This is a genomic window from Vibrio sp. 10N.222.49.A3, assembly GCF_041475145.1.
Classification (GTDB): Bacteria; Pseudomonadota; Gammaproteobacteria; order Enterobacterales; family Vibrionaceae; genus Vibrio; species Vibrio tasmaniensis_A.
Genome location: NZ_JBFRVM010000056.1, coordinates 49,708 through 63,349, shown reverse-complemented (window position 1 = coordinate 63,349; position 13,642 = coordinate 49,708). Strand labels below are relative to the sequence as shown.

At 46.4% G+C, this 13,642-nt stretch carries 9 protein-coding genes; 6 read left to right on the top strand and 3 right to left on the bottom strand.

Annotation, left to right across the window (positions count from 1 at the left end; genetic code table 11):
* Window positions 1–1,223 (bottom strand): NCS2 family permease (locus tag AB4589_RS11895; protein ID WP_372100573.1); only part of this gene is annotated, 1,223 nt, incomplete at its 3' end.
* Between the two features lie 742 nt (window positions 1,224–1,965).
* Here AB4589_RS11895 and gmk point away from each other — a divergent pair.
* From gmk to recG, 4 genes are all read left to right on the top strand, one after another.
* Window positions 1,966–2,589, top strand: a complete 624-nt coding sequence (gmk, locus tag AB4589_RS11890; protein WP_009848002.1) for a guanylate kinase — start codon at window positions 1,966–1,968, stop codon at window positions 2,587–2,589.
* 279 nt (window positions 2,590–2,868) lie between these two features.
* Window positions 2,869–3,141 (top strand): DNA-directed RNA polymerase subunit omega, encoded by a 273-nt coding sequence (gene rpoZ / locus AB4589_RS11885; RefSeq protein WP_009848003.1) that lies wholly within the window; start codon window positions 2,869–2,871, stop codon window positions 3,139–3,141.
* A 67-nt stretch (window positions 3,142–3,208) separates the two neighbouring features.
* Window positions 3,209–5,335 carry a bifunctional GTP diphosphokinase/guanosine-3',5'-bis pyrophosphate 3'-pyrophosphohydrolase gene (gene spoT / locus AB4589_RS11880; RefSeq protein WP_012603022.1) on the top strand — a complete coding sequence of 709 codons (2,127 nt, stop codon included), beginning with the start codon at window positions 3,209–3,211 and terminating at the stop codon, window positions 5,333–5,335.
* A gap of 179 nt (window positions 5,336–5,514) precedes the next feature.
* Window positions 5,515–7,593: an ATP-dependent DNA helicase RecG gene (recG, locus tag AB4589_RS11875; protein ID WP_372100571.1), complete on the top strand. Its 2,079-nt coding sequence runs from the start codon at window positions 5,515–5,517 to the stop codon at window positions 7,591–7,593.
* Window positions 7,594–7,660: 67 nt separating this feature from the next.
* On the opposite strand, the gene envZ is transcribed toward recG, so the two are convergent.
* Window positions 7,661–8,956, bottom strand: coding sequence for a two-component system sensor histidine kinase EnvZ (envZ, locus tag AB4589_RS11870; protein ID WP_371709430.1), 1,296 nt, complete (start codon window positions 8,954–8,956; stop codon window positions 7,661–7,663).
* 308 nt (window positions 8,957–9,264) lie between these two features.
* A complete protein-coding gene (gene ompR, locus AB4589_RS11865; protein ID WP_009848007.1) occupies window positions 9,265–9,984 on the bottom strand; it encodes a two-component system response regulator OmpR in 720 nt (239 codons plus the stop codon).
* A gap of 178 nt (window positions 9,985–10,162) precedes the next feature.
* Here ompR and greB point away from each other — a divergent pair, with 178 nt between their 5' ends.
* Together greB and AB4589_RS11855 are read left to right on the top strand one after the other, a co-directional pair.
* Complete coding sequence (greB, locus tag AB4589_RS11860) at window positions 10,163–10,645, top strand: transcription elongation factor GreB (RefSeq protein ID WP_371709431.1); 483 nt, start codon at window positions 10,163–10,165, stop codon at window positions 10,643–10,645.
* Window positions 10,646–11,308: 663 nt separating this feature from the next.
* Window positions 11,309–13,639, top strand: coding sequence for a Tex family protein (locus AB4589_RS11855; protein WP_372100568.1), 2,331 nt, complete (start codon window positions 11,309–11,311; stop codon window positions 13,637–13,639).
* Window positions 13,640–13,642: the final 3 nt, after the last annotated feature.

The window sequence follows — 13,642 nt, the reverse complement described above, 5'->3', positions numbered from 1 at the left end:
CTATCCTGCCAGAGGGGGAAAGCTGCAATGCGTGACTCTTTCTTTTCCCAGTTAATCTGACCAAGACGACCCACCATGTAGATGCCTACCACAACCATCGCAGGCGCGACCATTGCCGCTGAGAAGATAGAGAAGATTGGGTATAGGAATAAAGACACTAGGAATAGGCCAGCCACCATGACTGCCGCTAAACCTGTTTTCGCACCTTGAGAAGAGGCAATACCCGATTCAGAGAAAGCAGTAATCGATGTGGTACCTAGAATTGAACCAATCACAGTACCGCCCGCATCAGCCACTAGCGCCGATTTTGCATTCGGCACTTTACCGTCTTTGTCGATGATACCGGCATCACGGCCAACACCCACAATCGTGCTCAATCCATCGAAGAAATCGACAATCAAGAAGATAAGTACGATGAACAACAAATCGAACATTTTCTCAGGCGTAAAAGCTGAGAAGTCAAAGATAGCGCCAAAGCTGCCTGCCATACTTGGTGGCATTGAAACGAATTGGTCAGGGATTGGGGCGTTTGATGTGCCCATGAATACATCAGCAAGAATGGTCAGTACGATAGCTGAAACAAACGAGATAAACGTGGCCAACTTAATATCACGAACCATACAGCCCAATGCGATGAAGATGCTCACATAAGCGATGATCACTTTTGGATCGGAAATGTCACCTAAACCAACCAGTACGAACGGGTTAGAAACGATGATACCCGCATTCTTAAGGCCTAAGAAGGCAATGAACAAGCCGAGAGACACAGTAATCGCCAGCTTCAAATCTTCAGGAATCGATTCAATCATCGACTTACGGATATTAGTCAATGAGAAGGCAAGATAAAGAATACCCGATAGGAAGATGCCAAATAATGCTTCATTCCAAAGTACCGCCACTGAACCACTTAACAATAAACCTTTGAAGAAGCCATTCATGCTCATGCCAGGTGCTAGCATGACTGGATAGTTACCCCAAATGCCCATGATAAGCGTTGCAATAGCAGCAGAAAGAGCGGTCGCCGTAAAGACTGCACCTTTGTCCATTCCCGGAATGCCACCCAAAATTGCTGGGTTAACTGCCAAGATATAACTCATCGCTAAGAAGGTAATAAAACCTGCGTATAGCTCAGTGCTGATCGTGGTCTTTCTCTCTGAGAGTTTGAACATGGTGTCAAGTGAGCCAGATGTCTTCTGGGCTTTCAGGGTGGAGTCGGTATTCACAACAAAACCTATGTATTAAATTAAGAAACTTGAGATTCAAATGCTGTGAGAATAGAGGGATCTCTACACTAAAAACTGTAGTCACCAAGGTAGGCTCGGTAGTAGAAACATCCAGTCTAGTAGGGTCTATTGGCCCTTCGAGATGATTTTTGCAGCGAGTTGTTGAGGGTTTCTACAAGGCAGAGACTTTGAAGTGTAGCTAGCCTACATAAGAAGTCGATAACGCAGTAGAAATCACCAACAAACGCTGCCCGAAGGGTTCGGCTAAAATCGTTTTATGCTTTGTTAAGGAGTCTTTACTTAGAATACTAGGCTACAAACTCCTTGCCGCGCCTAAAACGATTTTTTCTCGAACAAAACTCCATCGCGAAAGGTCAACAGACCCTAGATATATACAGCATTTAATCGTTTGCGCGGATTGTAAGGATTGAGATTAAAACTTCAACAAATTTTGTTCAGATCACATAAAAAACTGAACATGATCAGTCATTACATTTATAGGAAGATCAGACAAAGGATCATTTGAGAATAAATAACGATCAAGCCAGTTGTTCTCAATCATCTAAATATGCTACTCTTCGCCTCCATTTTTCTGACCTAATTTTCACCAGTTGTCTCTATTAGTTTTACTTGTTATCCCTTTTTAGATGCAACCATCGGAACAAAAATTAGAGTCAGTGCTATCTTTTATAGTGTCGGTTTATCGCCCTCACTCAATCCAACCAACAGTGGAAATATACAGATGGGCAAAGGTACTCTTTACATCGTATCTGCACCTAGTGGCGCAGGTAAGTCGAGCTTGATCTCAGCAATGCTAGAAACCAATCCAACCTACGCAATGAAGGTATCTGTTTCACACACCACTCGCGGTATGCGCCCTGGTGAAGAAAATGGTGTTCACTACCACTTCGTAGAGAAGCATCATTTTGAAGACCTTATTAATAAAGGTGAATTCCTAGAGTACGCTGAAGTTTTCGGCAACTACTACGGTACTTCACGCGTTTGGATTGAAGAAAACCTAGACCGCGGTATCGATGTATTCCTAGATATCGACTGGCAAGGTGCTCGTCAAATCCGTGAACAAATGCCTCAAGCGAAGAGTGTCTTCATTCTTCCACCATCAAATGGTGAGCTAGAGCGTCGTTTAAATGTTCGCGGCCAAGACAGCGACGAAGTTATTGCAAAACGCATGAGCGAAGCAAAATCAGAAATTTCTCACTATGCAGAATATGATTATGTGATCGTGAATGATGACTTTGATGCAGCCCTAATGGACTTCAGAGCTATCATTCGTGCGGAGCGCTTAAAAGAAGATAAGCAAGCAGCAAAATACAGCGGCATGCTTACAGCACTACTAGCGGAATAATCTCTGATACCAATCGTAGTAAACAACTGGTCATTCTAGCTTGTGAAAAAGCCTGATAACGTCGTTAGAATTTTTGATTGTAGGGTCACTACTTATCGAAAAATTCTGCCTTGTTCTCAAACTTTTGTTCGGCGCTATCTCTGAACACTTATTTACTGTGATTGGTATAACTGGATTTTCCATTGAGATAAGTATACGGTGAACTAGAAAGTCTCTAGTTAAACTTGTATACTTTCTCGTCATCAAAAATTTATTAGTTAATTACTATTTGGAGTCCTCATGGCACGCGTAACTGTTCAAGACGCTGTTGAAAAAGTTGGCAACCGTTTCGACCTAGTTCTTATTGCGGCTCGCCGCGCACGTCAAATGCAAACTGGCGGCAAAGATTCACTAGTGCCTGAAGAAAACGATAAGCCAACGGTTATCGCTCTTCGCGAAATCGAAGAAGGTCTTATCACTAAAGACGTACTAGATGCTCGTGAGCGTCAAGAGCAACAAGAGCAAGAAGCGGCTGAGCTTGCAGCAGTAAGCAGCATCGCTCACACTCGATAGCTCGCAATCGTTAGATCACAGCCGCAAAAAGCGTCATTCGAACTAATTAACCTTCCGGGCCTTTAATTTGTATCTATTCGATAGCCTCAAAGACGTTGCCCAAGAATACCTAACAGAGCCTCAAGTTGAGGCTCTGCGTCAATCTTATGTGGTAGCGAGAGACGCCCATGAAGGGCAAACCCGTTCAACGGGTGAACCATACATTATCCACCCTGTAGCTGTTTCAAGAATCCTGGCAGAAATGCGTCTGGATATCGAAACTCTGCAAGCAGCCTTACTCCACGATGTAATTGAAGATACTGAAGTTACAAAAGAGGAGCTAGAAGCTCAATTCGGCAATACCGTTGCTGAACTGGTTGATGGTGTATCTAAGCTGGATAAGCTTAAATTTCGTGATCGCAAAGAAGCGCAAGCAGAGAACTTCCGTAAGATGGTTCTCGCGATGGTGCAAGACATCCGCGTTATCTTGATCAAATTAGCTGACCGTACTCACAACATGCGTACGCTTGGGGCACTTCGTCCTGATAAGAAGCGTCGTATTGCTCGTGAAACCCTAGAGATTTATTCTCCGCTAGCTCACCGTCTTGGTATTCATAACATTAAGACAGAACTAGAAGAGCTGGGCTTCGAAGCCCTTTATCCTAACCGTTATCGCGTCCTGAAAAACGTAGTGAAAGCTGCGCGTGGTAACCGTAAGGAGATGATCCAACGTATCCATAGCGAAATCGAAGGCCGCCTTGAAGAAGTCGGTTTGCCTGCTCGCGTACTTGGTCGTGAAAAGAACCTGTTCTCCATCTATAACAAGATGAAAACCAAAGAGCAGCGCTTCCACACCATTATGGACATCTACGCTTTCCGCGTGGTGGTTGATACACCAGATACTTGCTATCGCGTACTTGGTCAGGCCCACAGCCTGTACAAGCCCCGTCCTGGCCGCATGAAAGACTACATTGCAGTACCGAAAGCCAACGGCTACCAATCTCTGCACACGTCAATGATCGGCCCTCACGGGGTGCCAGTTGAGGTCCAGATCCGAACTGAAGATATGGAGCAGATGGCAGATAAAGGTGTCGCGGCGCACTGGTCTTACAAAGGCAATGGCTCACGCAGTAGCAACGGGACAACCGCACAGGTTAAAGCACAACGTTGGATGCAGAGCTTACTTGAGCTGCAACAAAGCGCAGGTAACTCATTCGAATTCATTGAAAATGTTAAATCTGATCTGTTCCCAGATGAGATCTTCGTATTCACGCCGAAAGGTCGCATTGTCGAACTTCCAGCAGGCGCAACAGCAGTCGATTTTGCTTACGCGGTACATACCGACGTCGGCAACATGTGTGTCGGTGCTCGTGTAGACATGAACCCTTACCCACTCAGCAAATCGCTGAAGAATGGCCAAACTATTGAGATCATCAGTGCTCCGGGCGCACGTCCGAACGCAGCATGGCTCAACTATGTAGTGACCTCACGTGCGCGTACGAAGATCCGTCAGGTTCTGAAAACGATGCGTCGTGAAGAGTCGATTACCCTTGGCCGTCGCCTACTGAACCATGCACTTGGTGAACACTCTATTGCCGATGTCGGTCAAGAGAATATCGAACATGTATTGTCTGATCTACGTCTCGATAACATTGAGGACTTGCTAGCATCGATTGGTCTTGGTGAGCTGATGAGTATCGTTATTGCTCGTCGTTTATTGGGCGATGCTGACGAACTGACTGAAGTGGCAAACAACAGCGATACACCTAGGAAGAAATTACCTATCCGTGGTGCTGAAGGCCTATTACTGACGTTCGCCAACTGTTGTCACCCGATTCCAGATGATCACATTATTGCTCATGTATCTCCAGGTCGTGGTCTTGTGGTACACCGAGAAACGTGTCCAAACGTTCGTGGTTACCAGAAAGAACCGGATAAATACATGGCGGTTGAATGGTCTGACGATTACAACCAAGAGTTCACTGCTGAACTCCAGGTCGAATTACAGAACCATCAAGGTGCACTGGCTGAGTTAACTAACGTTATCTCGAAAACAGGCTCGAACATTCACGGTATTTCAACCGAAGAACGTGACGGACGCTTGTACACAGTGACTATCTTGTTGACCACGAAAGATCGTGTTCATTTAGCGAGCATTATGAAGAAGCTACGTGTGATGCCACACGCGCTCAAAGTAAGACGTCGTAAGAACTAACGTTCGAACTTATTAGCAACTTTGCTAAGAATTGAAATCCCCTTAATGCTTTATCGCTTAAGGGGATTTTTTTGTGGCTGCGATTCTAGAGTTCCCCTAGCTTCATGCTATTCATGCCTGTACAAAAATCCAGTAAAATGCTTGAATAGATTATCTCTCTTACGTTTATGAGCCTTGTTATGTCACAGCTTTTATCTGCTATCCCTCTCAACTCTTTATCTGGAGTCGGCGCAAAAGTCGCAGAGAAACTGGAAAAGGTTGGGCTTAACAATGTACAAGACCTACTGTTTCACCTACCACTACGTTATGAAGATCGAACGCGTATCTATCCAATAGTAAAACTGCACGCTGGTCTTTGGGCTGCGGTGCAAGGTAAGGTAATGCACGTCGATACCATTTTTGGTAAACGTAAGATGTTGGCGGTAAAAATCAGTGATGGTAACGGCACGATTACTCTGCGCTTTTTCAACTTTACTGCAGGAATGAAGAATAACTTTGCCGAAGGCAAACAAGTGCATGCTTATGGTGAGATCAAGCGCGGCAATATGGGGCTTGAGATTGTCCATCCGGATTACAAATTCTTTGCTCCTAGGCAACAACCAGACGTTGAAGCCAACCTGACTCCGGTGTATCCAACCACTGAAGGGCTAAGACAAGTCACGCTACGTAACCTCACAGACCAAGCTCTAGAGTTAATCGATAAAGCAGCCGTCAATGAGCTGCTACCGTCTGGTCTATACGACCACCAAATTACCCTCGCACAAGCACTGCATACCATTCACAGGCCGCCCCCGGGCATTGACCTAGAGCTGTTTGATGAAGGCAAGCACCCCGCGCAACTGCGTCTAATTATGGAAGAGCTACTGGCTCAAAACCTGTCGATGTTGTCTGTTCGCAGTAAAGGGCAGCAAGACAAGGCAATGCCTTTTCCTCCGGTGAACACCCTCAAAGATAAGCTGTTAGCTCAGCTGCCGTTCTCGCCAACCAACGCACAAGCACGAGTAACCAAAGAGATCGAAGCTGACTTGGAAAAGCCGCACCCTATGATGCGTTTAGTACAGGGTGATGTGGGCTCAGGTAAAACCTTAGTCGCGGCACTCGCGGCTGTTCGTGCACTCCAACACGGTCAGCAAGTAGCACTGATGGCACCAACTGAACTACTCGCAGAACAACACGCGATTAACTTTGCCAACTGGTTTGAGGCAATGGGTATTCAAGTTGGATGGCTAGCAGGTAAGCTCAAAGGCAAAGCTCGTGAAACTGAGCTAACACGTATTGCCAGCGGCGAAGCGCAAATGGTGGTCGGTACTCATGCGCTATTTCAAGAGCATGTCGAATTCAAAAACCTTGGCTTAGTGATCATTGATGAGCAACACCGATTTGGTGTCCACCAGCGACTAGAGCTGCGTGAAAAAGGCGCGAAGCAAGGTTATTACCCTCATCAGTTGGTGATGACTGCTACGCCAATTCCACGAACACTTGCGATGACGGCCTATGCCGACCTTGAAACCTCGATTATTGATGAGTTACCACCGGGGCGAACCCCAATTCAAACCGTCGCGATTCCTGATACCAAGCGCGATGACATTGTTGAACGTGTGAAAAATGCGTGTCTCAATGAAGGCAAACAAGCTTACTGGGTGTGTACGTTGATCGATGAATCGGAAGTACTGGAAGCTCAAGCTGCAGCGGATACGGCAGAAGAGCTGCAACGCAAACTGCCCGACGTAAAAATTGGTTTGGTTCATGGCCGAATGAAACCCGCAGAGAAACAAGCGGTGATGCAGGAATTCAAAGAGAACAAACTGCACCTGTTAGTTGCTACAACCGTGATTGAAGTAGGTGTGGATGTACCGAATTCAAGCTTAATGATCATCGAGAATCCTGAGCGTCTTGGTCTAGCGCAACTCCACCAACTGCGTGGCCGTGTTGGCCGTGGTTCAGTCGCGAGCCATTGTGTACTGCTGTATCACTCCCCACTCTCTAAAACCGCTCAGAAACGCTTAGGAGTACTACGTGAAAGTAACGATGGCTTTGTGATAGCTCAGCGTGACTTAGAGATCCGTGGCCCCGGTGAACTGCTTGGCACTAAGCAAACAGGCTTGGCTGATTTTAAGATTGCCGACTTAGTCCGTGACCAACGTTTGATACCTGAAGTGCAGCGTATCGCGCGTCATATTCACGATAGCTACCCAGACAACGCCAAGGCGATCATCAACCGCTGGCTGGGTGAGCGCGATGTGTATTCTAAGGCGTAATTCGCCCTCATATCTTGCTTAAAACGTAAAAAGGCTTCTACAAGGAAGCCTTTTTCGTGCGTATAGCCTAAGGTTTCACAGGGAAACTGATCTGCGCCTTCAAGCCACCCTCACTGCGGTTATTCACCACCACCGCACCTTGATGCTGACTAACAATACGTTTCACGATCGCTAAACCTAAACCTGTCCCTTCACTACCACGAGCCGTGTCACCACGCGTGAACGGTTCAAACAACTTCCCGATCTGGTCTTGTGGAATACCCGGACCGTTATCTTCTACCGTTACCCAAGCCAGTTTGTTATCTGCCGTCATGCCAGTCGATACTTTGACCCAACCATTACCGTAGCGTAGCGCGTTCACCACCAAGTTACTCACTGCACGCTTCATCGCGATCGGGTTACCCAACGCAGGTTTCATGGTTTCTGGAATATCGGTTTCAATCTGAACCTCATAGCCACCTTCAGAGCTAGAGACCTCGCGCGCAATATCATCAACAAATACCGCCTGGAATGAGTCTCGATCAACAGGCTTTAGGTAATCCATAAACTGACTGATGATCTCATTGCACTCTTCAGTATCACTGATGATCCCTTCCGCTAGATAACTGTCTTCTGGCGACATCATCTCAGTCGCCAAGCGAATACGCGTGAGTGGTGTACGCAGATCATGGCTGATACCCGCCATGAGTAGGGCTCTATCTTCTTCGAGTTCTTGAATGCCCTTCGACATCTGATTAAAGGCTCGAGTTACCGAGCGAATCTCTTGTGCACCTTGCACTGGAAGTGGCGGTGGAATATCACCACGCCCAACACCTTGCGCGGCTTTCTCTAGGGCTATCAACGGCCGATTTTGCAAGCGGATAAACAGCCAACCACCAGCAACAATCAACAACGCCATGATCAGGCTGTTACGAAATAGAGGCGCAAAGTCTTCTTCTTGCAGCTCAGATAGGGGAATACGAATCAAGGAGTTAGGCAACTGCGCAATGTCCATCCACAACACGTAACTTTCTTTGCCCAAAACCAATCGCACTTCGGTTTCAGAGCCGAGCTCTTTGGTCATCTCCTCACTCATCAGGTCTATCGCGACCGCATGGTAGTACTCGCCCGACGCTTCACGGTCCTTGGCATGAACCGTAACCCCGAGCTGCTCAAGTACACGCTGACGCAGTGGCGCATCAATCTCGATATCACTGCCTTGGTCCAATACTAGGTTTAGTTCGTGAGCCAAAATCTTATTAAACTGCTGCAAACTCGGCATCAATGCATAATTGAACACCGCGTAATAAGAAAAGATTTGGCTAGCAACCAACAGGGTTAAGAAGAGCACTATCGACTGAGTAAAGGAGCTACGTATGCGCATAGAAGACCTAAAGTGAGGGATGATAAAGGGATATAGTGGGAACTATAGCTGTAATACCAATCACAGTAAGTAAATGATCATAAATAGCGCCGGAAAAAGGCTTGAGAACAAGGCTGCAATTTTTGATAAGTAGTTATTTTACAATCAAAATTTCTAACGAAGTTATCGAGCGTTTTAACAAGCTAGGATGAGCAGTTATTTACTACGATTGGTATCTCTCATTGTGCTGAATACAAAACGGGCCATCGCATATTAATGAGATGACCCGTAAATAAAGAATTCTGAATCACACAACGAGCAAAGCTAGATTACACAGCTTTGCCATCTGGAACGAATACATAACCCAAGCCCCACACCGTTTGGATATAACGAGGTTTACTTGGATCTTCTTCTACTAGACGACGCAAACGCGAAATCTGGACATCGATAGAACGTTCCATCGCTGAATACTCACGGCCACGAGCCATGTTCATCAGCTTATCGCGAGACATTGGCTCACGAGCGTTAGTGACCAGTGACTTCAGAACCGCAAATTCACCTGAGGTAAGAGGCATAGGCTCTTCACCGCGGAACATTTCACGTGTACCTAGGTTTAGGCGGAACTCACCAAACTCAACCACAGACTCTTCTGTGCTTGGCGCGCCCGGTGCTTCAATCACTTGGCGACGCATTACCGCTTTGATACGAGCAAGCAGTTCACGTGGATTAAATGGTTTTGGCAGGTAATCATCAGCACCCACTTCCAAACCCACAATGCGATCCACTTCGTCACCCTTTGCTGTAAGCATCAGGATTGGTAGCGAGTTGTTTGCGTTTCGTAGACGACGACAGATCGAAAGACCGTCTTCGCCCGGCAACATTAAATCCAATACCATCAAGTGAAAGTTTTCACGGGTTAACAGGCGGTCCATCTGCTCACTGTTTGCCACGCTACGCACTTGAAAGCCTTGCTCTGACAGATAGCGTTCTAGCAGTGCACGTAAACGAGCATCGTCATCGACCACTAAAATTTTGTAGTTTTCTTGCATGTAATGGTTCCACCTATTAAAGCTTAAACCTAAGGTTAAGCATTCTTGGTACATTGTATATTGGTATAAGACATTAAAAATGTAACATTATTGAGGGAAAAGTCGCCTAAATAATTGTTAACGTATGTTGCCTTTCTATATATTCTATCTTAGATCATCATTTCATTAAGTCAGATTTATGAAAACCAAACTTATCACCCGCGAAGGTTATAACAAACTCAAAGCAGAACATGACCACTTATGGCACGAGAAACGTCCTGAAATTACTAAGATAGTCACTTGGGCTGCAAGCCTTGGAGATCGTTCAGAAAACGCAGATTACACCTTCAATAAGCGTTTGCTTCGTCAGATTGATCGCCGAGTGCGTTTCCTACGCAAATTCCTACCAGATGTCACTATCGTGGATTACTCGCCACAACAAGAAGGTAAGGTATTTTTCGGTGCTTGGGTCGAGATTGAGAATGATGATGGGGAAATTAAGAAGTTTCGAATTGTCGGCCCAGAAGAGATCTACGGCGATGCCAAAGGCTATATCTCTATCGACTCACCAATGGCTAGAGCTATGCTCAAGAAAGAAGTGGATGACGAGTTTACGGTAACCACACCGGAAGGCGACAAAGAGTGGTTCATTAACTCGATTCGCTACGCAGACGACGAATAATCAAACCTAATAAACACTTAGCGATGAGCTAAGTGTTCAGCAAACCCAAACGCCAGATAAAAGAAAACCCCGCTAGGCTTTCGCCTGACGGGGTTAAGTCTCTATCGCAGCAATCCGGCTACTGTTTATCTCTTCGAGATAAGGTGCTCCCTGCATCTTTCCTTGATAGTGGCTAAATCCTTTAACCAATTTCCTTTTTGTTCATCGCCATCCTAGCGGTGTCCATTCTAGCCTGTCATCCTGACTGGCGAATCTCATCCAGAGGTTATCACTTCCTTGCTGACCACTCATCCTAAGTAATCAAATCTTCATCCTGAAGATACCTAGTCCATTAGGCTTTTTCCTGTTCCTGCCAACTCCCTGTCGACAAGTTAAATATTACGGTATTTGGGCGAGTTTCCTAGACAGTCCCAAAAAATATTTCAGGCGAGAAATACGCCCACAAACACACAAACAAATAAAATCAGTAACTTAGATTTATTTTAAGACGATTTCATCGATTTAAAGTGACTTAGTCGCACACCACGTGTGAGAGATCTCGCACAAAGTGGGTATCAGAAACGGAAATTGGACTTCTGACAGGATAATTACACAGTCAAAGCTAGAAAAAGCGTACGCTCACCCCCATGTATTTGTCATGATATTAAATAAGAGATTCATCGGATGAGCCAAGCTATCTGTCGACTGATTGCTGAAGAACTGAATGTTCGTTCAGAGCAAGTCACCGCCGCAGTAAACCTAATTGACGACGGTAATACCGTTCCCTTTATTGCCCGCTACCGTAAAGAAGTCACGGGTGGCTTAGACGATACCCAACTACGTAACCTTGATAGTCGCCTTTCATACCTTCGCGAGCTAGACGCTCGTCGCCAAACGATCCTAAAATCGATTCAAGACCAAGGCAAGCTCACGCCAGAACTGGAGCGTGATATCACTCAAGCCGACAGTAAGACTCGCCTAGAAGATCTATACCTGCCATACAAACCAAAGCGTCGTACCAAAGGTCAAATCGCAATCGAAGCAGGCTTAGAACCACTTGCCGATACACTTTGGAATGAACCACAGCACGATCCTGAAACCGAAGCCGCTAACTTCATCAGCAGCGATAAAGGCATTGCTGATACTAAAGCCGCACTCGATGGGGCACGTGCAATCGTGATGGAGCGTATTGCAGAAGACGCAAACCTACTTGAAAAGATTCGCCAACATCTAACACGTAACTCTGAGCTCGTTTCACGTGTCGTGGCAGGCAAAGAGCAAGCTGGCGAGAAGTTCAAAGACTATTTTGAACACAACGAAACACTCAATAAAGTCCCTTCTCACCGTGCGCTTGCCATGTTGCGTGGCCGTAATGAAGGCTTCCTAACGTTGGCAATGAATGCAGACCCAGAACAAGAAGAAGGCGTCCGTGGTTCATACTGCGAAAACATCATCTCTGAACACTATGGTATTACCCTGAGCAGCGCTCCTGCAGATGCATGGCGTAAGCAAGTGATTAGTTGGGCATGGCGTATCAAGGTTTCTATGCACATGGAAACTGAGTTGATGGGCGCGATGAAAGAACGCGGTGAAATCGAAGCGATTGAAGTGTTCGCAACCAACCTTAAAGACTTGCTAATGGCGGCGCCTGCTGGCCCTCGTGCAACCCTAGGTTTGGATCCGGGTTTACGTACTGGTTCGAAAATCGCCGTGGTGGATTCAACCGGTAAGGTTCTGGCAACAGAGACCATTTACCCTCACCCACCTCAAAAGCAATACGACAAATCTGCACACGTTGTTGAGCAGATGGTTCGTCAATACAATGTTGATTTGATTGCGATTGGTAATGGTACGGCTTCACGCGAAACCGACAGCTTTGTTGCTGATGTGATTAAGCGTGGCAACCTAACAGCACAGAAAATCATTGTTAGCGAAGCGGGCGCATCGGTTTATTCTGCTTCTGAGCTAGCGGCAAAAGAATTCCCGAATATGGATGTCTCGATTCGTGGTGCGGTGTCTATTGCGCGTCGTCTACAAGATCCACTGGCAGAACTAGTGAAGATAGACCCTAAATCGATCGGTGTGGGCCAATACCAACACGACGTTAGCCAAACTATGCTCGCTAAGCGCCTAGATGCGATTGTCGAAGACTGTGTAAACGCGGTTGGTGTTGATGTGAATACCGCTTCTGCTGCGCTTCTAACCCGCGTAGCTGGTCTTTCTAACACCATCGCTCAAAACATCGTGGATTTCCGTGATGAAAACGGTCGCTTTGAAGCCCGCACTACCTTGAAGAAAGTCGCTCGTTTAGGGCCAAAAGCCTTTGAACAGTGTGCTGGCTTCCTGCGTATCATGGATGGTAAGAACCCGCTAGACGCATCATCGGTTCACCCAGAAGCTTACCCATTGGTAAAAACCATCGCCGAGAAAAACCAGAAAGACATCAAGTCTCTGGTAGGTAACACAGACTTCTTACGTGGCTTACATGCGGTTGATTACACTAATGAGAATTTTGGTGTACCGACAGTAACCGACATCATCAAAGAGCTGGATAAACCGGGTCGAGATCCTCGTCCTGAGTTCAAGACTGCGACGTTCGCCGATGGCGTAAATAGCATGTCTGACTTGGAACCTGGCATGATCTTAGAAGGTGTGGTTTCAAACGTGGCAAACTTTGGTGCGTTCGTAGATATTGGTGTTCACCAAGACGGCTTGGTACACATTTCAGCGCTGACCGATCGCTTTGTCGCTGACCCACGTGAAGTGGTGAAAGCGGGTGATATCGTGAAAGTGAAGGTGATGGAAGTGGATGTTCAGCGTAAACGTATTGCACTAAGCATGCGCATGAAAGATGAGCCTGGACAAGATAACCGCGCACAACGTTCAAGTGCACCTCGCACACAAAACCGCCCGAACCAAAACTCACAAGGTGGACAACGCCGTCGTGAGGAACCACAACAAAACGCGGCGATGGGTGGTGCATTCGCTGCTGCTTTTGCAAAAGCGAAAAAGTAATCC